Raw genomic sequence first — 21,889 nt, forward strand, 5'->3', positions numbered from 1 at the left:
AATATTTAATCAAGATAAGGGCGATGACCTTTCTCATATTTCTCCATCAATTTGATAACAGGGATAAACTTTGGATCATTCGATCTATATTTTTTTATCTTTTCTAAAATACTGCCACCACCTGTATCAAAGTTAACATCCCCTTTTTTTTCTAGCATCATTTTTAGTAAGCCTAACTCATCGGGTATACCATTAATATAAGCAAGTGGTGTTATATTTTTATCATTAGGTATATTGGGATTAGCACCTGCTTCTAGTAATAACTTAGCTGCTTCAACGTTCTTCACACGCATTGCATAATGTAGGGGAGTCATACCATAGCAGTCCTGAGCGTTTACAGGCACGCCATTATCTATATAGAATTTAATGGTTTTTCTGGGAGAAGGATTAATTAAGTTCGCTCTATGAAGGTAGTTCCATGATTCAACTTCAGTTGTGTGTAAAGGGTCAAATTTTTTTGCATCAGCCATTTGCTGTAGAAACTCAATATCTCCGTCCCAGTTGGCTCCAATAATTTTTTCCCCAGTTGTTTCTGGTCTCATTACTAGTCTCCGTTATTTGTTTTCCAAAAATCTTCTCATATCTTTAGTAATGTCATCTAATTCTCCACGTCCAGGTTTTTCACCTCGATGACTTATATTCTCTGGCCCGTTTTGAATCTCAAATATTTCAGGTCTAGAATTTACATAGTCATTCAACTGTTTTTGGGACATACCTAATTTTTCAGAGGCTTCTATTAATCGTCTATTCTCCCATCCCTTAACGTGACCATAGTGTAATGGTGGCTCTATGACTTCACCAGTTAATTTGTCTATAGCTTTACCGTCCTCTGTAAAATCATATCGTTCTCTAATTTGTCGTTTCGTTTCTGATCGAATAGATGGCCTCGTTAAGTTTGTTATAGGTTTATTTGGGTCATAAGTATAACGTCCTTTTTCATCTCTAGGAGGTTCTTTTGATCCTACCCTAGAAGTCGTTGAGCTATTATGGTTTACGACCTCACCTGACGCACGATTATTGGTTGAAGCAACAGCTGTGTTTGGCTTGCTACCCAATGTTTTACCTGAACCTGATGTTGCTGTACTGGCAGTAGCGGGCGTCATTTTTGCCCAATTATTAATTTCATTAATAATTGGATTGATTCTGCGATCAAAGTCTTTTTGAATTTGTACGAGTGCCTGTTTTTGTGATGCACTTAAACTATTCAAAAAATTCGGTGTTAAAATACTATTCAGTAAGCCCTTCAGTTTAGCAGGGTTTAATGCCTGTTGTAATGCTTGTTCTGGGTTGCCTTTGCCAAATTTTCTTATAAAGGCAAACAAATCAGCAGGCTTTTCACCACCGATCTTAATGGCCTTAATTGCGCTCTTAACTGCATCACCAAACCCTGGGATAAGCCCAATGAGGGCAGCTATTAATAAAAACCATAGTGTACTATCACTCGGCTTATCTTTTAAATTCATTACTGCATTGATAATATCTCTGGCATCAATAAGCTGACCTGCCACAGGTATCACCCCAATGACTATCTCAGCAAATAAAGCCCAAGTACTCGTGTTTTCACCCTTAAGAAAGGATGCGGTCTGTTTTTTTAATTCTTCAAACCAACCTGTGGGCTTTTCATTTTGACTTTTTTTATATTTTTGGGGAGTATAATCCTTCCCTATGTTAGTAACTCCTAGTACGCCACCACCTGTACTCATTCATCTGCCTCCATATCCTTATAAGATATAAAGTCGGCTGGATCTTCGCCATAATAGACAACCGCCTGACCTTTCGGCACACCCACTAAACGAGCATAGCCATTTTCATCGAGAGTACCTTCACGTACGGAACCATCTTCAAACTCTACTCGATAGGGCGCACCGCTAACAGGCGTATCATCATCGTATAAATAATTAAGCTCAATAAAGGTAGGGGGTTCTGCAAGTACGTTAGAAGGTAAGCCAGAAACGAAACGTCCATCAAACCCACCCTTAGCTGGATTATGCTTACCTGCTTTTTCAATAAACTCATTGGCCTTAATCGTAATATTACCGCCCTCAAGCGTAATACTCGCTGAGCCTGCATGAATCGTCACCTTATTACTCGCCGCAATCTCAACTGCTTGGGTTGAAGACGATATATTTACATCCTGCTTAGCCGTAGCCTCAAGTCGTCCTGTATGCGCCGATACCATGAGATTATCTTTCGCATTGGTCATACTCACACTACCGTCCGCCACAAGGGTCGTTGACTCGCCGCTTACCTGATGATGTCCCTGACCGCTGGTCACCATCCTATCTTGCTGAGTGGTAGATAACATCTCACCCATAGAGCGATGAACCAGTAACGCCTCACTGACGTAACCACTATCAGCAGCGCTATCTATCAAGGTATAAGGTTTTTGCTGATGTGTTGATTGGGTTTGCTCGTCAGCTATCGCCTCAAGCTGAGTCTTAATCTCTTTATGGCTATTAACATGACGACCTAAACCTGTCGCAAGTTGCGTTAAGCGCTCGCTTAGATGCTGACCACCAAGACTGGTTTGAGTGAGCGTCGGGGTATGCTGCTGATAATCATGCTTTGTGCTTTGTTCGTGGGTTTGAGCATGAGTTTGCGGCTGTGAAGATATCACTACCGCCTGCCCAGTCTTCACACTCACTTGTGCATCGGTTGCGACATGAATACCGTCACGTTTACTAGCCTCTGTAGCAGGGTGGATCACACCCATCTTAACTCTAGCCTGTACTTGGCTGTTATTCAGTGATAACTGAGAATACGCTTGATCAGATCGGTGCTCAGTGACCCACTCGGATACAGTATCGTCTGCCTGATGCCGATAGCCACTTTCTACCGCGTTGTCATCATGACAAGCAAACAGGCTAGGGCGAGTGGTCGATAAAAGGCTGCCTGTATTGATTAAATGTTCTGCGTCACCAATAGACTGCACAAAAGTTTGATCATCTGCTCTATGCGTGAAGTGAGTGCCATAGTTCGCTCCTGCTAAGGTATTGTTTAACGGCTTCACATTACGCTGGTTGAAAGTAAGTAGCATTTCCCGCTTTACACTATTATCTTGGCTTGCACAGGGGCAGTCGCTAAGGCTAGTGTCATTCCTGTGCTGCGATACTGCCACTAGCTAAGCGCCTGCAACCCTGTGCTTTACCAAGTATAATCGTTACAATCGGGGCTAGCGGTTAGATTGTATTCTTGCTTAGGGTGGGCGTGGTTAAAGCTTTTTCCACCGACTATAACTGTTCTATATTTTCTATAGAGTTTAATATTTCTTCTGATTTATCGTGGATTTCCTGATATTCTGACTTATCATAAAAGTAGCTATAGAGACCTATTTTATCGTTTGGTTTTGACTGATAGGTTGGATTGCTTTTTAAAACAGAAATGTAAGGTTTATTTTCTTTATCCTGCAATATACTTAACTCTATGCTGGTTTTTGAACCTCCTAATACAATTGTATTCGTTGTTCTTATAACAGCGTATGAGTTTTTGTATTTAGCATAAATGTTATAATCACTAAATTCTGATATTTTCTTAAAGTTTGTATTTCTTTTTTTATTAGTAAGGGATAAACAGTGTTAGTATTCCCTACATACTTCACTGGTCTATAATTAGCTAATTCATATCCATGTGGATTTATATATACTTCAATATCTTCTTTTAGATCTTCGTCTATATTTATCAATACGATTGTTGGTATTTCAGCTTCTTTATGATTTTTTATCAAAAAAATGGCACCAAATATAACTATTCCTCCAGTAAACAGGGGAATGAGTATTTTAATAATAGATTTTCTCATAGTTTAAAAGCTTCTATATAACTTAATACAATATTATGAATTAAAAACATTCTGATAATTCCTTTCTATCAAGGTATTATTCAAAAATTTCTTCGTTTTTAATGTTTCTAGGTTAAAAGGAGTGGGCAGCGGTATCGAACAAGGCGAGTCGAGTAGGGGTGATATGATCACGACTATCGGTGTCTGACCGATCTGCTGCGACATAAATGACTCATCCAAGGTGTATTGGCTAATATCAAGCTCAACTGAGTAAGATGACTGCCTGCTTCAAAATTTGAAGCAAAATTCTGATAGTACTTGATGGTAACGAATCACCCCGCCATCTTGGCTAATATTTTTTGATTCAGTAGGCTGACAGCCTGTGGTGATTAACTTAGGGTATATCAGTGCGATTAAGTCAGGTTGAGTGTTTCACTGGGTTGTAAATTATTTGCTATTTTTCTTGTTATATCAGGCCCTTTAAAAACTTTAAGCGTTTTTACTTTGTTTTAGGATTGTACAACGCTAGAACAGTTGCATCATCTTCTAGACAAGAGGTTAAATCTATCACGCCATACTTCACTTGTTTTAGTTGCACGGTGCAACCTGTATATTTAGTAATTTTAGGGCTAGCTAATAATTCCTGTAAGAATTGCTCAGGATTATCCACGCCACTTATCTCAAGCATTTTATAAACCGTATCCTTATATGGCCCTGTCAGTTTATCTCTTAGTTCATAGTCGCCTGCTAAGTAGAGTTCTTTGCCTAAATATTTTCCTTCCTCTTTTAAAAAAGAATAATGAAATATAGTATGGTCAGTATTACTCACATATCCTTCAAATATATAATCATTGTCAATTAAGGACTTTGTTGTAGACTCATTTTCAATAATATCATCATAAAAATAAGTCTTGATTTTTTGTATATTCCATTGAGAAAATTCAAAGGATGTATGGTACTGGCTAGTTGGAGTTTTTACCATATAGGGCTCCCAATCATCTACGGGATCACTAGCATTTTCCTCTGAGTTGGCTTCTATTATAGGCTCTTTTATCGTTTCTAAATTCTCTGTATTTTCTATAGAATTATTGACATTAGTGTTTTGTTCAACATTTGTAATTGAAGGCGAATCGCAGGAAGTCAACATGAAACAAAGAACTGAAGCAGATAATAGCGAGATTAAAGATGTCATAGGATTCCTTATAATTTATGAACACTTGGATCTTTATGCATTTGATACCATTGATATCGGGTAAATGACAATCTTTTGTTATTGTTTTGTATTACTCTTCCACTTATACGCCGCCAAGTATAATCCATCACTTTGTCACTAAAGCCTTGATAAAAAACATGAGGAGCTTTAGAGTCAAATACATGTCTGAGCGTCAAGCTATGACCGATTTCATGAGATAGGGTGTCATTTTTACTGTTAGCTTGACTAAATATAATAACACTATTGCCCCATTTTATTTTGCTTCCTGTAATTTCAGCATAGGCAAAACCGTTTATACTGCCAGCACTAAAGTCGGTATTAAAAATAAAGGTTCTAGGATTGTTTGGGTTATTCAAACTGACTTTATTTCCATTAATATCTTTTGGAGTATGATCTCCATATAGCTCATATAACTCTATTAATTGATTCTTAATAATGCTAATCAGCTTGTTTTGAGCATCTTTTTTATTAAGACCATACTTTTTTTGAATACCTGCTACACCAGCTTTGACAATGGCTAGAAATTTACTAACTTTAGAGTATCTAGTTAATTCATATAACTTAAATTGTGATTGTACTCGCTTCTCAGCTCGTATCAATGCTTGATTAAAAGAGAGGTATTTTAAATGGTATTCAATATCCCTTGACCCTTTAATAGTTGATGATGGCGAGGACAACACATCTACAAACACTAACTCAGCTTTATAGGTAACATTATTTTTATGTACCATCAACTCACCTACTAAATGCCTTTGATTACTATTTGATATTGCATAGACGGCAATATTTTCATGAGTAGTGAGTAGTTGATTTTTCACTCCTTTTACATGAACTGCTCTTTTAGTAATATAGTCATTTCTTTTTTTGCCATTTATCCTATCTACTACAGTAGCGGAAGGCCCACTTTTCAATAAATTGGAAAGTGGTATTTCAGCAGGAGAAACAGTTAGTTTGCTCGGATTAGAAGAGACAAACACTATTTTTTTATAATTATCAGCAGTCAAAGGGGTTGTGGCACCAATGATTTGTTGTACTTCTATATCAAGCTTAATACCTGCAGAATGCATATCTGAGCCACCGCGGTAGACACTATTGGTAGTATGAGGAAATATGACTAACCAAGCTGGTAGATAATCCCTGTCCCGTAGACTACTAGATAATTTTGCATCTTTAAGGTAAATATTATTAAAATTTACTATGTTACCTTTATATAATTTTTTGCGAGTAAGAGTTGGTTTACCTTGTATTAGTTCAGATACTTCTTCTATCGGATACCTATCAGCATCTCTAGGATAATCAAAACCATAGCGACCAGCCATATCTTGTGGCTGTCTAAAATGTACAGTAAAGTTTGGACGACTTATCCTTACTAATTTAAAAGGGTCACGAGGTCCCATGGCACCATTAGAAGTTTGACTCATAATTTCGTCCTATTTATTGTTATCTTGCCAATCAAGCTCTAAATGAATCTCAATTTCATCTTGATTATTTGAATAAAAACGTTCTGACCACCCTTCATCATCTGTAACGCCTTTAAACTCTTCACCAGTACGTTTATTAACAGCTGTATAAGGCGTATTCGCATACGGCACGTCATCATCATCCACAAAATGATAAGCCAAGTTGTAAACCCCATCCATCAGTGACTTTTTATCTGGAATCATATCAGGCAACCCATCAAGCCCCAGCCCATCAAACCCACCCTTAGCTGGATTATGCTTACCTGCCTTTTCAATAAACTCATTGGCCTTAATTGTAATATCACCGCCCTCAAGCGTAATACTTGCTGAGCCTGCATGAATCGTCACCTTATTACTCGCCGCAATCTCAACCTCTTTAGTTGAAGACGATATATTCACATCCTGCTTAGCCGTAGCCTCAAGTCGTCCTGTATGCGCCGATACCATGATATTCTCTTTCGCATTGGTCATACTCACACTACCGTCTGCCACAAGGGTCGTTGACTCACCGCTTACCTGATGATGCCCCTTACCACTGCTTACCATCCTATCTTGCTGAGTAGTAGATAACATCTCACCCATAGAGCGATGAACCAGTAATTCCTCACTGACGTAACCACTATCAGCGGCGCTGTCTATTAGAGTATAGGGAGTAGTATGATGTGTGGTTTGTGTTTGCTCGTCAGCGATAGACTCAAGCTGAGTCTTAATGTCTTTATGACTATTAACCTGACGACCTAAACCTGTGGCAAGCTGGGTTAAGCGCTCGCTTAGATGCTGACCACCAAGGCTGGTTTGAGTGAGCGTCGGGGTATGATGCTGATGATCATGCTTGTATGTTAAAAAAGCCATAGATAAGTGTTAACCTTAGCTATGGTAGCAGGTAGAGTGAGCTAGTGATCTCGCTATAGCCAAAGAGCTCGACGCAAAGATAAAGCCCTCTACCTGTATTTCTTTAGATTGAATGGTATCAAAGTGCCTTAGAAATTAAAACTAAGAGACACTGTATTCACAAGGGAAATGCAAAGAAATGACCTATCAAGTATACGTTGGAATTGACATATCCAAAGCTAAATTTGACGCAACATGGCTAAACAGAGAAGGTAAAAAAGTTAAAAACAAAGCCCACAGTAAAACCTTTACTAATGACGAAAAAGGCTTTGCAATCTTTACCAAATGGCTAGCTAAGCAAAGCACAAACAAGAAACCGGATGAGTATCTTATCATCATGGAAGCCACAGGCATATACTATGAGAACCTAGCCTATGATCTACATAGTAAAGGCTACACAGTAGCCGTTATTAATCCGGCATATGCCAAACAATTTGCAGGTGCCATCGGCAGTCATCACAAAACCGACAAACAAGACGCGTACGTACTCGCGCAATACGCCTATACAAGGCACCCTAAAGCATGGGAGCCAGAACCTGAGCACGTCAGAAAGCTCAAGTATCTGCTAGACCGTTTAGACACGCTCAAGGCTGATAAGAAGCGAGAAAGCAACCGTCTAGAAAAAGTTGAATCTAGAAAGAGCTATGACAACGATATCGCCCAATCTATAAAACAAGTGATAGACACTTATAACGAACAAATAGATATCATCCAAGCCAAGATAGATAAACACATAGGTAATCATCCTGACTTAAAGTCAGGCTATGACAACCTAGTTAGCATTCCAAGCATAGGTAAGACAGTCGCACCGAATGTATTGTCGTTACTCCTATCTAAAGACTTTAAGGATGCTTCGCAATGCGCCTCATTTGTTGGATTAACCCCTATACATATACAGTCAGGAATCTTTAAAGGAAGAAGCCGTATTAGTAAAAAAGGGGATGGCAACCTACGATCGAAGTTGTTCATGTGTGCGTTATCTGCAATTAGTTGCAATCCTGATGTTAAGCAACTATACGAGCGACTGCTGAAGAGAGGAAAATGCAAGAAAGTGGCTTTGATTGCAGGTATGAGAAAGTTATTACAGATTTGCTATGGTGTGATAAAGCACCAAAGCAAATACAAACCTCAAGTTACTATTTGATAGTAATTTGAGTTGACATATAAGATGGTATCTTTGTGCTTTGGTCATGCGTTTGCGGCTGTGAGGACATCACCATAGCCTGCCCAGTCTTCACACTTACCTGTGCATCAGTTGCGACATGAATACCGTCACGTTTGCTAGACTCTGTAGCAGGGTGAATCACACCCACCTTAACCTTTGACTTAACGTGGCTGCTGTTATTTGCTAACTGAGAATACGCCTGATCAGATCGGTGCTCAGTCACCCACTCGGATAACGCACCATCTGCCTGATGCCGATAGCCACTTTCTACCGCTTTGTCATCATGAGAAGCAAATAGGCTAGGGCGAGTGGTCGATAGTAGACTGCCTGTATTGATTAAATGCTCACCATCTCCAATAGACTTTACAAGCGTTTGATCGTCCGCTCTATGCGTGAAGTGGCTATCATAATTGCTGCATGTTTAAGTCTCTAAGCAGATGATTGATTAAGTTTGTTTATATAGTAAGTTATTCTATTTAATATGTTAAAAGCAGTAGGTTTATCATAAATTAGAATCGAACATCAATCTTCATTTTCTTGTCGAGAATAAACTCTAATATGAGTAATGCTACTTGGTAAAGACTCAAGTTCATCGTATTTTTTAATGTCATTCTCAGTCAAATCAATAGCTTCAAATGCAATTAGTATATCCTCATAGTCATTTGATTTATAGACAAAATCGGCATCGTATAAATTAGCATTAGTTTTAGATTTTATTGAATCATAATTTAAATAGCTGATATTAAGGTCTTTTAAATCTAATTGAAATTCAGTTGAAATAAATTGTTTGTCAATGTTACTAATATATACATCTTCAACAGTTATATCATTTAAATAAGTGAATACCGTAGTATGAATATCTGTAGTCTCAAAACTATATCTAATCCACTTATTGGCTTTGGGAGTAAAAGGATCATAGATACCAAGAATATTCGACTCTGAAATCAAATCTGTTTCATTAGAAACTAGTCTCATGGCAGCCTTTGTTATTTCTGTCATGTTTTTAAAATCAGAACGAGTGATTGATTGTAAGTTATTTGCTGTTATTAATGCTTTATATAACGATAGTCCACCTTGCTTAGCAGAGCCTCCAATTTGTGTGTTTTCAGAAGTTACACAACTTACTAAAAAAAGAGATAGAGTAACTAGAGCGACTTTTATCATTTTGAATTCTCAATTATCATTATTTTGACATATCCGAATGATAAGAATATGTAGCAATGGTATTAGGTACGGTAGTCCCATCAATAGGATTACATTCGTCTTCAAGCATTATAGGATCAGCTATATCAATAACATTATGTTCGTATAGAAAAGGTTGTCCATACTTTTTTCCTTAATTTTTGAGTTTAGTATAACCCCTTATTATTTATCTAATTTCATTATGCCACTACAATCGCCTGATCATCTACTGCTTTAAAAAGACTAGGACGGGTAGTAGAGAGCAGGCTACCTGTATTAATGATGAAACCTATCTAAGATAGTGGTAACGGAGGCATGGGCTTAGCGCATGGTTTTGAGTGAGCTGGCAGGTAATATGATCTACCAATTTCCTGCCATCATTGATGTTCTTAGTATCAGTAACGGAGGCAAATGTAGTTCTTATACCCTGTTCTTATAGAGGTTTAGTTTAGATTGGATAAATAACTATAAACTTTAGGTGCTATTTATTAGGGATTATATAATGATAAAATGGTTACATCATCTTCCTTACAATAGGCTAATTCAATAGTACCATGAAGTATTTTTTTTTGTTTAATTGTACATCCTATATAGCTAGTTATGTCTGGACTATTTAATAGTTCTTTAAAAAATTTGTGCGGATCTTCAGATCCACTTATTTCAAGCATTTTATATATATTACTTTTTTGGAACTCACTAAAACCTTGACTCATTTCAAAGCTACCATCGTACTGAAATACGTCTGCTTTAAAATTATTCTTATTTTTCTGAAGATCGTATTTAAAAGTAGTTCCATCATTAAATATCACGTGACCTCTAAATCTATTATCATCTTCAATAAACTCTTTTTCTATAACTTTTTCACTATTAAGATTTTGATAAAAGTAAATTGTTATTTTTTCTAAACTTATTTCTGGCAAGTTTATACTTTTAAAAGTTTGATGTGAGGGTATATGAATATAATATGGTTCTACCTCGGTTCGAATTAATTTATCTTCTTCAACTTGCTCTAAATTAATACTTGATTTGGTGTTTTTTATATAATCTAAATCTTCAGTTTGTAGTCCTATATTATCTGATTTCTCCAATAAATTTGTATTTCTTTCTGAAAAATCACACGCAGAAACAAGTATAGTTAATGCTATAGCAGTAGCTAAAGAGTTCAAATTAATCATCTATTTTCCTTATAATTTACGAGCACTTGGATCTTTATGCATTTGATACCATTCATATCTGGTGAATGAAAGTCGTTTATTTTGGTTTCTAACAGTACTTCCTAACCTCCAAGTATAATCCATTACTTTATCACTAAAGCCTTGATAAAAAACATGAGGTGCTTTAGAGTCAAAAACATGTCTAAGTGTTAAGCTATGACCGATTTCGTGAGATAAAGTATCATTTTTACCGTTAGCTTGGCTAAATATAATAACACTATTGCCCCATTTTAATCTTCCCCCTTCGACTTCAGCATACGCAAACCCGTTTACACTACCAGCACTAAAATCTGTATTAAAAATAAATGTCCTAGGATTGTTTGGGTCATTCAACCTGACTTTATTTCCCTCAAGGTCTCTAGGATTGTGGTCACCATATAGCTCATATAACTCTATTAATTGTTTCTTAATAATGCTAATTAGCTTGTTTTGAGCATCTTTTTTATTAAGACCATACTTTTTTTGAATACCTGCTACACCAGCTTTGACAGTGGCTAGAAATTTACTAACTTTAGAGTATCTAGTTAATTCATATAACTTAAATTGTGATTGTACTCGCCTTTCTGCTCGTATCAATGCTTGATTAAAAGAGAGGTATTTTAAGTGGTGTTCAATATCCGATGACCCTTTGATAACTGAAGATGAAGAGGACAACACGTCAACAAATACTAAATCAGTTTTATAGGTGACATTATTTTTATGCACCATCAACTCGCCTACTAAATATTTTTGATTGCTTTTTGATATTGCATAAACGGCGATGTTTTCATGAGTAGTGAGTAATTGGTTTTTTACTCCTTTAACATAAACTGCTCTATTGGTAATGTAGTCATTCCTCTTTTTTCTATTTACTACGTCTACTATTTTAGCAGTAGGCCCCCTCTTCAGTAATCTGGAAAATGGAATTTCAGTTGGAGAAACATATAGTTTGTCCGGATTAGAAGAGACGAACTCTATCTTTTTATAATTATCGGAATTCAATGGGCTCGTTTCGCCAATCATTTGTTGTACTTCTATATCTAGCTCAATACCATCAGAATGCATATCTGAGCCTCCCTTATAAACTTTATCAGTTGTATATGGAAACAATACTAACCATGCTGGTAGGTAGTCATGATTTTTTAAATGATGAGAGTTTTGAGCATCTTGTAGATAAATATTTTTAAAGTCCTCAATATCTCCTATATACAACCTCCTCTGAGTCTGTATTTTATTGCCTTTAGAGTCTAGTTCAATTCTTTCTATCGGATACCTATCAGCATCTCTAGGATAATCAAAACCATAACGACCAGCCATGTCTTTCGGTTGTCTAAAATGTACAGTAAAGTTCGGGCGACTGATTCTAACTAATTTAAAAGGGTCACGAGTTCCCATGACACCATTAGAAGTTTGACTCATAATTTCATCCTATTTATTGTTATCCTGCCAATCAAGCTCTAAATGAATCTCAATTTCATCTTGATTATTTGAATAAAAACGTTCCGACCACCCTTCATCATCTGTAACGCCTTTAAATTCTTCCCCAGTACGTTTATTAACAGCTGTGTAAGGTGTATTCGCATACGGCACGTCATCATCATCAACAAAGTGATAAGCCAAATTGTAAACCCCATCCATCAGTGACTTTTTATCTGGAATCATATCAGGCAACCCATCAAGCCCCAGCCCATCAAACCCACCACTCGCTGGATTATGCTTACCTGCTTTTTCAATAAACTCATTGGCTTTAATCGTAATATCACCGCCCTCAAGCGTAATGCTCGCAGAGCCTGCATGAATCGTTACCTTATTACTCGCCGCAATCTCAACCTCTTTAGTTGAAGACGATATGTTTACATCTTGCTTAGCCGTTGCCTCAAGTCGTCCTGTATGCGCCGATACCATGATATTGTCTTTCGCATTGGTCATACTCACACTACCATCTGCTACTAGAGTCGTTGACTCACCGCTCACCTGATGATGCCCCTTACCACTGCTCACCATCCTATCTTGCTGAGTGGTAGACAGCATCTCACCCATAGAGCGATGAACCAGTAAGTCCTCACTGACATAACCACTATCAGCGGCGCTGTCTATTAGAGTATAGGGAGTAGTGTGATGTGTGGTTTGGGTTTGCTCGTCAGCGATAGACTCAAGCTGAGTCTTAATGTCTTTATGGCTATTAACCTGACGGCCTAAACCTGTGGCAAGCTGGGTTAAGCGCTCTGATAAGTACTAGGGGTTCAATCTAATTTTCAAGAGTTGAGAGTGGTATGAATATTCGTATTAAGAAAGGCTTAGAACTCCATATTCAGATGGACGTTTCGAACATGAGTTACATCTTAGTAGAGGTATAAAAAAACCACTCGTAAGTGGTTAAATATAAATAATAAGTTATATTATCAACCATTAAACTGCCAAATCATCTTATTCCATTGGTTATTAAGATAATCGTGCGTCGTGTTATCATATCTAAAGTAAGCTCGACTATACTATTTAACTAGAGTTAACCAGTAGGTAGATCTAGTATAAAAGTTAATAGTAATTATTAAAGATTATTTAGAAAACTCAGAGACATTTTGCTCGTAGTACATAGTTAAAGCAGGGCTATTATAATATATAAGAATAACATTATTATCTAATGTCCAATCAAAAACAGTAGCAACCTTAAAAAATTTAAGTTGTCTTGTATTTAGTTTTTCAAGAAGATCAGCGGCTAAAACTGCACTTTCTTCAGAATTATAAGTAATTTGATATGCACCAAGATAACCTTCCCTTGTATCTTTAAGACTAATTACTGATCCACGTAGTGCACAAGCATTTTTTAAGAAGTCTTTACCAAAATCTGTAGTAAGGTTGTTTCTAATCTCTACTTCAGGGGTTTTACGTTTAGAAAAACTAATATTAGCAGTTTCTGTTGTTAAATTAGCGGACTTTATACCTAGTTCTATAAAGTTTTCATAAGTTTCTAAAAGAGGTTCAATAGCGCAATCTTTGTTAGAAGTCTTTCTGACTATAGCTGCTTCATCTTTAACTATAGCAGGCTTGTCTTGTACAGCATTGCTTTCAACTGAACAACCTAACGGAATAAAAAGTAGTAGAAAAATAAATTTTCTCATCTAGAACATCCTTACCTTAAAACATTGAATTGGTTTTAATCGTTATACAAGTCTAGGGAATAACTAGCGTCCTACCTCTAATCACTGGACGTATTGCTTTAAGATAGGTTATCTTTGCGTCAACATCTTTATTGAATGTTACACCACCTAGTTCTCGCAAAGCTCTATTAAAATTAGAAAATCCATTAGTTCCGAAGACTTCTAAACAGCCTGCAGTACCTATCATGCTGTCAGCCCTATTAGGATTATTCGTATCGGGACCATCATGAATTAGAAAATTATCGTAGACTTTCCATGCACCGTTTTCAGCAGTATCTGTACTATGTAGCTTGTATTCTGGAAGCCATGTTAATGAGTGCGTTTGATGATCTGCTAATCCAGCCACAGAGTAACCTTCATTTCTTACGTAACGTGGTCCGAATCTGATAACTTGAAACGCTTTAGTATGTATACCATTTGATATTCTAAGAGTATAAAGCGGGGTCTTGTAGTGGTTCGTAAACTCTCCATCTGGATAATCCCATGTATAAGCATAATTACCATTAGGTTTCCCGTCAAGAGTTAATGTTAACTTTCTTTTAGCACGTGAAATCCTAGCGTTTGTGGTAGTTGAGTTTTGAGTAGCGTTGGTTGAAGAGGTTCGTTCAGGCCGTCTTAAAACTTCGAATGGGTCGCGTTGAGGTCGCTGTCTTGTTGGCGTAGGCATAATTACTCCCTTATTATAATTTTAAATGAGCTTTAATTTCCTGCTCAATTGAAGTACGTAAAATCTCTGTAAAACCGTCTATATCAGTCTTACCTTCAAACAATTCACCTGTTTCTTCAGCTTGCGCAATATAATCCACAAAGCTATAGGGTAAATCATCATCATCTACAAATCTAAACTGAGCACTATACTTATCTAACTTCAAATGTGCCTTTATCTCATCAGGCTTAGCACTAAAGAACGTTTGTGTTTTACCCTCAGCATCAGTCACACCTTCATAAGTCTCTTGAGTTCGTTCATTAATCGCAACATAAGGTGTATTCGCATAAGCAATATCGTCATCGTCAGTAAACTTAAACTGCGCCTTATAGATAGCGCCAGCGATAAACTCAGGCAACCCACCAAGCCCCAGCCCATCAAACCCACCCTTAGCTGGATTATGCTTACCCGCTTTTTCAATAAACTCATTGGCCTTAATCGTAATATCACCGCCCTCAAGCGTAATACTTGCAGAGCCTGCATGAATCGTCACCTTATTACTCGCCGCAATCTCAACTTCTTTAGTTGAAGACGATATATTCACATCCTGCTTAGCCGTAGCCTCAAGTCGTCCCGTATGCGCCGATACCATGATATTGTCTTTCGCATTGGTCATGCTCACACTACCGTCTGCCACAAGGGTCGTTGACTCACCGCTCACCTGATGATGCCCCTTACCACTACTCACCATCCTATCTTGCTGAGTGGTAGACAGCATCTCACCCATAGAGCGATGAACCAGTAACGCCTCACTAACGTAACCACTATCAGCGGCGCTATCTATCAAGGTATAGGGAGTAGTGTGATGTGTGGTTTGGGTTTGCTCTTTGGTAATGGCCTCAAGCTGAGTCTTAATGTCTTTATGGCTATTAACATGACGACCTAAACCTGTCGCAAGCTGGGTTAAGCGCTCGCTTAGATGCTGACCACCAAGGCTGGTTTGAGTAAGAGTCGGGGTATGATGCTGATAATCATGCTTTGTGCTTTGCGCATAGGTTTGCGGCTGTGAGGACATCACCATAGCTTGCCCAGTCTTCACACTTACCTGTGCATCAGTTGCGACATGAATACCGTCACGTTTACTAGACTCTGTAGCAGGGTGAATCACACCCATCTTAACCTTTGAGTTAACATGGCTGCTATTATTTGCTAACTGAGAATACGCCTGATCAGATCGGTGCTCAGTGACCCACTCGGATAACGCACCATCTGCCTGATGCCGATAGCCGCTTTCTACCGCTTTGTCATCATGAGAAGCAAATAGGCTAGGGCGAGTGGAAGATAGTAGACTGCCTGTATTGATTAAATGCTCACCATCACCAATAGACTGCACAAGCGTTTGATCATCCGCTCTATGTGTGAAGTGAGTGCCATAGTTCGCTCCTGCCTGTGCCTCAAGTCTTGATATAGGCTGGGCTTGGGTATCAAACAACATAAGCCGAGTAGGGGTCATATGATCACGACTGTCCGTGTCTGACTGATCTTCTGTAATACCTGTCATAGGCGGCAATACTTGTCTGCGATATAAATGACCCACCCAAGGGGTATCGGCTAGTATCAAGCTTAACTGAGTCAGATGACTGCCTGCCTCTAGATGTGAAGCATGACGCTCACGGTGGCGACGGCTTTGAGTCAGCCCTGTGATGGCGTGTGGAGCTCATCCCGCTTTACACTATTATCTTGGCTTGCACAGGGGCAGTCGCTAAGGCGAGTGTCATTCCTGTGCTGCGATACTGCCACTAGCCAAGCGCCTGCAACCCTGTGCTTTACCAAGTATAACCGTTCCAATCGGGGCTAGCGGTTAGATCTCTTTCTAATATGGAGTGGTAGTGGTCTGGACTTAATCAAAAACCAGCAGTAAAGCTGATTTATTTAGGGTTTGGCGAAAGTTTTAGAAGTTATTAGTATAAATATATACATTAAAGATTAGTTCACTGTAGATTTAAACTCTACTCTATTGAAAGACCGGTAAACATATTTAATTTACATTCTTCTCTAGTTTCATAGATACGATTAACTCCCCATATCTGGAATATTTTATCGTCATACTTTACATATGCGTGTATAGTTGCATTATCGTCAAGAAGTTCGTTTTTTTCAAGCTTAACTAAATATTTCTCATGCAAATCCTGAAAAATACGTGTAGCAATTTCTTCGTCATAAACCACGAGATTAATCATTTCAATTAATACTTTTACTTCATCTTCTAGAATCTTATGACCGTGTTGGTTTCTAGTATAAGGATGTAAGAACCTAAAGCTGAGTTTGCTTATCTGCTCATTATCATAACCATTTGATGTTATATCGATCTGAGCATTTACTTTATCGAGTATAAAGCTTCTTTTAAAGTGATTATAGAAGTTTCCTATATTCCAAAGGAAAGAGTTTTGTAGTCTCTCAGAAAATAGAGTATGACTAATAATATTTACAGGCTTATTTCTTAATACGCCGGTATCAAGTGGAACACGTTTAATCATTGCATTTGCTCTTTGAATCGTAGGTTGACAGACTACTAGTTTATTCTCTTTAAATGGTTCAATTTCATTAGAAAGTGCTTCTTCAAAGCTAAAAAAACTACTAACTATGAAGATACCACCTGCTGTAAATAAATTCACTTTTTTCATTTCTTAAATCCCGTAATTTTATCTAGACTATAGCTAATACTTCGATCTTTACGTAAAATGTCCCACTTACATTCAAATAATGACCACATGTTATTTCTAAATTGATTGGTCGTTTGTACGGGTTTTAATTTTTTTGATTTAATTTATAGCTATAATCCATTGAATTATCAGTATATCCTTGATAGAAAATATGTTTAGTTAATGAGCGACTAGCAAATGTATGAGATCGCCAAGACAGGTTTGGATGGATTTCTATCATCAGGCTGCGTAATTAAAATCTCTCAAGTTTAGGTGTACGGATTTAACGGCAGGAGTCACTTTGCTAGTGGATGAAGAATCTGAAGGATTACAACCCAGTAGTAAAATTGATAATAATATTTAAGTTGAAGATTTCATTATTTTTCCGTAATAGTATTAACTAAACAATCTACTATAAGAGTTAATATTCACTTGTAAATAGGTATATATCTAAATACCAGCCAGATAACTGACTGGCATTTTTTTAAATCAATACTATGAGAAACCCAGTCATTCGTTGCCTCACATAAAACTCTTTATGTATGTTTTATTTGAAGCGCTACGTTTGAGCTTTGTCATTTTAGGAGGTAGTTACAGTCTAGCGTTCAAACCTTACTTCGAACAAAACTTGCTATTCAATTTGTTTAGGTCTTCAGTATTTTCTATATTTAAAACATACTGATTCTGTTCGTCTTTAACAAAACAAATTCGTGGTCCGAAACCTGAGCCACCACCTTCTGTCATATCTTGTTTGAGAAGGCCGGTATAGAAGTTGTATACATGATATGGAGTTATTTCAATAATATTATTATTAGCAGATTTTACAGTGATTTTATCGTTAATGCTAAAAGTAGCACAACTTGTTTCTGGACTAGTTTTACGCAGATGGATAGTTACATTATCATCATATAAGGTAGTTAGTACTCCTTTTTCAATATTTCTAGAATGGTTTACACATAACATATTATTATTTTTTTTATAAAAAACTTTCGCATTGCTTACCATTGTTCTGTGAGGGCACCCTAATAGTAAAAAACAGCTAGATAGTAATAAAGTAATAGTAATTTTATTCATAATTGATCCTGTTAAATACAGCTCTTTGGATTAGCAATAAACTCTGAAAGTACATTCTGCATAAGTGTAAATTGATTATGTCTAAAGGTGTAGCCAGTAGACTGGTTTCCATGAAATAATTGCTGTCGATTATTATAACCACTTTCACGAATGTGAAGAGCTAATTCGTTATCAGTCAACAAGTTTCTATAAAGAGTAATAAAAATATAATCCTCAAGAAGAGATGCCTGTGCTTCTAAGTTATAATCTCTAAGCTTTTTACTAGCATCAAGGTGATATTCATATTCATTATTGAAATCTAAATCTAGTTTAAGCCATAAGCCTTTCAAAAAGACATTCACTCCATGCTGATATTGCCAAGCATGCACACATTCATGAATCATCATTTTTTGTAGTCCTACTGCTTGATAAAAACTAAACCTACCATCGTAATTTCTCTTTCTATCTCTAATGCTTTCAAAGGTGTACAACTGGCCAAAGTCACTCAAGCAAGTATCAGGATCCAACCATATATTACCAAAAGGAGTTAGCCCCGCATTTTCTTGCATAAGATTAGTCGTTTTGATTCTGATTGCTGAATAATCTAAGCTGTCTTTGAAGAAAGGTTGTAAAAGCGCAATCTCATTAGTAGTCAGTCCCCTATTATTTTTAGTGTCTTTAATCGTACTTGGAACTAGAGAGCTACCTATATTATTGCTATTAGTAGATACACCAAATAAGTCTTGTACAAGTGAGTAAATCAAATTACTGGGCTTTGAGTTCTTAGAACCGCCAAACATAGATGAATGTCGTGAACAACATCCTGTAGTAGGTACAGCTAACTCAATACGGCTAATTGGCACCTCCTTATTAGTAATTATTCTTTGGGTGTTACCAAGAATGTCTGTTATGCCTTCGATAATATCGCCATTGTCCAATATCAATCTATAAGGAGTATTGGCTAATATATCGCCAAATTCATTTTTTAGGTTAAGTTGTTCATCGAACATAGATAGTATTGCATCAGGCAACCCCCCAAGCCCCAGCCCATCAAACCCACCCTTAGCTGGATTATGCTTACCTGCCTTCTCAATAAACTCATTGGCCTTAATCGTAATATCACCGCCCTCAAGCGTAATACTTGCAGAGCCTGCATGAATCGTCACCTTATTACTCGCCGCAATCTCAACTTCTTTAGTTGAAGACGATATATTCACATCCTGCTTAGCCGTAGCCTCAAGTCGTCCCGTATGCGCCGATACCATGATATTGTCTTTCGCATTGGTCATGCTCACACTACCGTCTGCCACAAGGGTCGTTGACTCACCGCTCACCTGATGATGCCCCTTACCACTACTCACCATCCTATCTTGCTGAGTGGTAGACAGCATCTCACCCATAGAGCGATGAACCAGTAAATCTTCACTGACATAACCACTATCAGCGGCACTGTCTATTAGGGTATAGGGAGTTTGTTGATGCGTAGTAGAAGTTTGCTCTTTGGTAATGGCCTCAAGCTGCGTCTTAATGTCTTTATGACTATTAACCTGACGACCTAAACCTGTGGCAAGCTGGGTTAAGCGCTCGCTTAGATGCTGACCACCAAGACTGGTTTGAGTGAGGGTAGGGGTATGATGCTGATAGTCATGCTTTGTGCTTTGGGCATAGGTTTGCGGCTGTGAGGACATCACCATAGCTTGCCCAGTCTTCACACTTACCTGTGCATCAGTTGCGACATGAATACCGTCACGTTTACTAGACTCTGTAGCAGGGTGAATCACACCCATCTTAACCTTTGAGTTAACATGGCTGCTATTATTTGCTAACTGAGAATACGCCTGATCAGATCGGTGCTCAGTGATCCACTCGGATAACGCATCGTCTGCCTGATGCCGATAGCCACTTTCTACCGCTTTGTCATCATGACAAGCAAATAGGCTAGGGCGAGTGGAAGATAGTAGACTGCCTGTATTGATTAAATGCTCACCATCACCAATAGACTGCACAAGCGTTTGATCATCCGCTCTATGGGTGAAGTGAGTGCCATAGTTCGCCCCTGCCTGTGCCTCAAGTCTTGATATAGGCTGGGCTTGGGTATCAAACAACATAAGCCGAGTAGGGGTCATATGATCACGACTGTCCGTGTCTGACTGATCTTCTGTGATGCCTGTCATAGGCGGCAATACTTGTCTGCGATATAAATGACCCACCCAAGGGGTATCGGCTAGTATCAAGCTTAACTGAGTCAGATGACTGCCTGCCTCTAGATGTGAAGCATGACGCTCACGGTGACGACGGCTTTGAGTCAGCCCTGTGATGTGGGTCAGGCTATTGCGTGCTAAGTGTGTTAAATGGGTGACGCGGTAATGGTCATTTAAACGGTTGTGACCCTCTAAGATAAAGGTATCTGTCACATTGGCATCAGTGGCGTATGCTAGGGCAGTATAGCGGTTATGAGCTGCCGTTAAGCTTTGAGCAATACTTTGAGCATCATCGATACTTTGAGTATCTGTCACAGGAGCAAAGGCCGCTGGGGTATCAATGGCTAGCTTGGCGGTAAAGACACTTGAGTCATAGACGGGTGTGGTGGCTATGCGTTGCTCGGGATGAGATACTGCGGCGGTATTAAAGCGCTGAACATTGATTTGGCTAGGGAGCGCGGTAACACGATGCGTGATGGCAAGTACGGGGGCGTGAACCCGGTCATGTAGTGCTTGATGATAGCGTATCGCACCGATGTTATAACTGATATCTTCTGATTTAGTTGGCTGACAGCTTGTGATAACCAAGCGTGGCGGAGTGTGCTTAATTGTTTGGGTATGACGCAGATAGCCGGTTAGGCCCTGACGCGATAGACGCTCACAGATATGGGCCCAGTCGCTGAGTTGCCACTGGGTCATGCGTGCTGGGGTCCAGTCATGGCCGCTGTCATCTATGATGTCAACATTAATGGCAGATAGGCGCTGTGCAACCATACTCACCACATCGGTATGGGTGTCTATATGGGCACGGGCATGTTGATGCAGCGTTGAGGTGATGGGCTGGGCGATAAGGCGGTAGTAGCCATAGCTGCCTTCATGATCTATTTGACGTATGGCGGTGATATACAGGTGACGATAGGCGGTACCACTTGGGGTGTCAAAGCTTAAGGTCAAGGGGGAGCCAATAAGGTGCGCTTGTGAGCTAAAGGGGGGCTGATGGCGCTCATGGATATAGGTGTTGATGACATAGGTGTCTATACTGTGCTGGGCATGCTGTGAGCGACTGTTTGGGTTTAGCAGGTCGATGAGAGCTTGCTCATTGCTGCTATTGAGTAGGGCGTCTAGCCACTGGGTATGTTCGGTGACGTCTAAGTGTTGGCTGGCATAGGCGGCTTGGGTGCTACCTTCGGAGGCGTAAAGCCTGTCAAGGTGCATGGGTAGGGCTGTGTTATGTAGGGTTGGCATGAATA

General features: G+C 38.6%; 19 protein-coding genes. 1 reads left to right on the forward strand and 18 read right to left on the reverse strand.

The window, feature by feature from the left end:
- Positions 1–5 precede the first annotated feature (5 nt).
- The 7 genes from AC21OG_RS09940 to AC21OG_RS09970 all read right to left on the reverse strand — a co-directional run bounded on the left by AC21OG_RS09940 (position 6) and on the right by AC21OG_RS09970 (position 7,300).
- Positions 6–542 carry an ankyrin repeat domain-containing protein gene (locus tag AC21OG_RS09940; RefSeq protein WP_487378449.1) on the reverse strand — a complete coding sequence of 179 codons (537 nt, stop codon included), beginning with the start codon at positions 540–542 and terminating at the stop codon, positions 6–8.
- Positions 543–554: 12 nt separating this feature from the next.
- Complete coding sequence (locus AC21OG_RS09945) at positions 555–1,703, reverse strand: GH-E family nuclease (RefSeq protein WP_487378450.1); 1,149 nt, start codon at positions 1,701–1,703, stop codon at positions 555–557.
- Entirely contained in the window at positions 1,700–3,037 is a 1,338-nt protein-coding gene (locus AC21OG_RS09950) for a DUF2345 domain-containing protein (RefSeq protein ID WP_487378451.1), read from the reverse strand. The genes AC21OG_RS09945 and AC21OG_RS09950 overlap by 4 nt, the downstream gene beginning before the upstream one ends.
- Positions 3,038–3,466: 429 nt before the next feature.
- The gene (locus tag AC21OG_RS09955) at positions 3,467–3,796 is read right to left on the reverse strand and encodes a hypothetical protein (protein ID WP_487378452.1); all 330 of its coding nucleotides are present in this window, start codon (positions 3,794–3,796) and stop codon (positions 3,467–3,469) included.
- A gap of 478 nt (positions 3,797–4,274) precedes the next feature.
- A complete protein-coding gene (locus AC21OG_RS09960; RefSeq protein ID WP_487378453.1) occupies positions 4,275–4,967 on the reverse strand; it encodes a hypothetical protein in 693 nt (230 codons plus the stop codon).
- An 8-nt stretch (positions 4,968–4,975) separates the two neighbouring features.
- Complete coding sequence (locus tag AC21OG_RS09965; RefSeq protein ID WP_487378455.1) at positions 4,976–6,409, reverse strand: zinc metalloprotease; 1,434 nt, start codon at positions 6,407–6,409, stop codon at positions 4,976–4,978.
- 9 nt (positions 6,410–6,418) lie between these two features.
- Positions 6,419–7,300, reverse strand: coding sequence for a DUF2345 domain-containing protein (locus AC21OG_RS09970; RefSeq protein WP_487378456.1), 882 nt, complete (start codon positions 7,298–7,300; stop codon positions 6,419–6,421).
- 178 nt (positions 7,301–7,478) lie between these two features.
- Between AC21OG_RS09970 and AC21OG_RS09975 the strand changes: the two genes are divergently transcribed.
- Positions 7,479–8,483: an IS110 family RNA-guided transposase gene (locus tag AC21OG_RS09975; RefSeq protein ID WP_487378311.1), complete on the forward strand. Its 1,005-nt coding sequence runs from the start codon at positions 7,479–7,481 to the stop codon at positions 8,481–8,483.
- Here the strand turns inward: AC21OG_RS09975 and AC21OG_RS09980 are convergent.
- The 11 genes from AC21OG_RS09980 to AC21OG_RS10030 all read right to left on the reverse strand — a co-directional run bounded on the left by AC21OG_RS09980 (position 8,476) and on the right by AC21OG_RS10030 (position 21,884).
- Positions 8,476–8,727, reverse strand: coding sequence for a hypothetical protein (locus AC21OG_RS09980; protein WP_487378492.1), 252 nt, complete (start codon positions 8,725–8,727; stop codon positions 8,476–8,478). The genes AC21OG_RS09975 and AC21OG_RS09980 overlap by 8 nt on opposite strands.
- Positions 8,728–9,026: 299 nt before the next feature.
- Positions 9,027–9,668, reverse strand: a complete 642-nt coding sequence (locus tag AC21OG_RS09985) for a hypothetical protein (protein WP_487378491.1) — start codon at positions 9,666–9,668, stop codon at positions 9,027–9,029.
- A gap of 506 nt (positions 9,669–10,174) precedes the next feature.
- Positions 10,175–10,861, reverse strand: a complete 687-nt coding sequence (locus AC21OG_RS09990; protein WP_487378490.1) for a hypothetical protein — start codon at positions 10,859–10,861, stop codon at positions 10,175–10,177.
- Between the two features lie 9 nt (positions 10,862–10,870).
- The gene (locus AC21OG_RS09995) at positions 10,871–12,298 is read right to left on the reverse strand and encodes a zinc metalloprotease (protein ID WP_487378489.1); all 1,428 of its coding nucleotides are present in this window, start codon (positions 12,296–12,298) and stop codon (positions 10,871–10,873) included.
- A gap of 9 nt (positions 12,299–12,307) precedes the next feature.
- Positions 12,308–13,048, reverse strand: coding sequence for a DUF2345 domain-containing protein (locus AC21OG_RS10000; protein WP_491185086.1), 741 nt, complete (start codon positions 13,046–13,048; stop codon positions 12,308–12,310).
- A gap of 386 nt (positions 13,049–13,434) precedes the next feature.
- Positions 13,435–13,998 (reverse strand): hypothetical protein, encoded by a 564-nt coding sequence (locus AC21OG_RS10005; protein ID WP_487378488.1) that lies wholly within the window; start codon positions 13,996–13,998, stop codon positions 13,435–13,437.
- A 52-nt stretch (positions 13,999–14,050) separates the two neighbouring features.
- Complete coding sequence (locus tag AC21OG_RS10010) at positions 14,051–14,704, reverse strand: hypothetical protein (RefSeq protein WP_487378487.1); 654 nt, start codon at positions 14,702–14,704, stop codon at positions 14,051–14,053.
- Positions 14,705–14,717: 13 nt separating this feature from the next.
- Entirely contained in the window at positions 14,718–16,304 is a 1,587-nt protein-coding gene (locus AC21OG_RS10015) for a DUF2345 domain-containing protein (RefSeq protein WP_491185037.1), read from the reverse strand.
- A 388-nt stretch (positions 16,305–16,692) separates the two neighbouring features.
- Entirely contained in the window at positions 16,693–17,367 is a 675-nt protein-coding gene (locus tag AC21OG_RS10020) for a hypothetical protein (protein WP_487378498.1), read from the reverse strand.
- A 630-nt stretch (positions 17,368–17,997) separates the two neighbouring features.
- Positions 17,998–18,459, reverse strand: coding sequence for a hypothetical protein (locus AC21OG_RS10025; protein ID WP_487378499.1), 462 nt, complete (start codon positions 18,457–18,459; stop codon positions 17,998–18,000).
- A gap of 11 nt (positions 18,460–18,470) precedes the next feature.
- The gene (locus AC21OG_RS10030; RefSeq protein WP_491185038.1) at positions 18,471–21,884 is read right to left on the reverse strand and encodes a DUF2345 domain-containing protein; all 3,414 of its coding nucleotides are present in this window, start codon (positions 21,882–21,884) and stop codon (positions 18,471–18,473) included.
- Between the last annotated feature and the right edge of the window lie 5 nt (positions 21,885–21,889).

This window comes from Psychrobacter sp. CX5, from assembly GCF_057621535.2.

What these genes read in the sequence shown, in the direction of transcription:
- AC21OG_RS09990 (WP_487378490.1), bottom strand. Translation starts at nt 10,861, where the DNA reads ATGATTAATTTGAACTCTTTAGCTACTGCTATAGCATTAACTATACTT.
- AC21OG_RS09955 (WP_487378452.1), bottom strand. Translation starts at nt 3,796, where the DNA reads ATGAGAAAATCTATTATTAAAATACTCATTCCCCTGTTTACTGGAGGA.
- AC21OG_RS10020 (WP_487378498.1), bottom strand. Translation starts at nt 17,367, where the DNA reads ATGAAAAAAGTGAATTTATTTACAGCAGGTGGTATCTTCATAGTTAGT.
- AC21OG_RS10025 (WP_487378499.1), bottom strand. Translation starts at nt 18,459, where the DNA reads ATGAATAAAATTACTATTACTTTATTACTATCTAGCTGTTTTTTACTA.
- AC21OG_RS09965 (WP_487378455.1), bottom strand. Translation starts at nt 6,409, where the DNA reads ATGAGTCAAACTTCTAATGGTGCCATGGGACCTCGTGACCCTTTTAAA.
- AC21OG_RS09995 (WP_487378489.1), bottom strand. Translation starts at nt 12,298, where the DNA reads ATGAGTCAAACTTCTAATGGTGTCATGGGAACTCGTGACCCTTTTAAA.
- AC21OG_RS09950 (WP_487378451.1), bottom strand. Translation starts at nt 3,037, where the DNA reads ATGCTACTTACTTTCAACCAGCGTAATGTGAAGCCGTTAAACAATACC.
- AC21OG_RS09970 (WP_487378456.1), bottom strand. Translation starts at nt 7,300, where the DNA reads ATGGCTTTTTTAACATACAAGCATGATCATCAGCATCATACCCCGACG.
- AC21OG_RS09945 (WP_487378450.1), bottom strand. Translation starts at nt 1,703, where the DNA reads ATGAGTACAGGTGGTGGCGTACTAGGAGTTACTAACATAGGGAAGGAT.
- AC21OG_RS09975 (WP_487378311.1), top strand. Translation starts at nt 7,479, where the DNA reads ATGACCTATCAAGTATACGTTGGAATTGACATATCCAAAGCTAAATTT.
- AC21OG_RS09985 (WP_487378491.1), bottom strand. Translation starts at nt 9,668, where the DNA reads ATGATAAAAGTCGCTCTAGTTACTCTATCTCTTTTTTTAGTAAGTTGT.
- AC21OG_RS10010 (WP_487378487.1), bottom strand. Translation starts at nt 14,704, where the DNA reads ATGCCTACGCCAACAAGACAGCGACCTCAACGCGACCCATTCGAAGTT.
- AC21OG_RS09960 (WP_487378453.1), bottom strand. Translation starts at nt 4,967, where the DNA reads ATGACATCTTTAATCTCGCTATTATCTGCTTCAGTTCTTTGTTTCATG.
- AC21OG_RS09940 (WP_487378449.1), bottom strand. Translation starts at nt 542, where the DNA reads ATGAGACCAGAAACAACTGGGGAAAAAATTATTGGAGCCAACTGGGAC.
- AC21OG_RS10005 (WP_487378488.1), bottom strand. Translation starts at nt 13,998, where the DNA reads ATGAGAAAATTTATTTTTCTACTACTTTTTATTCCGTTAGGTTGTTCA.
- AC21OG_RS10030 (WP_491185038.1), bottom strand. Translation starts at nt 21,884, where the DNA reads ATGCCAACCCTACATAACACAGCCCTACCCATGCACCTTGACAGGCTT.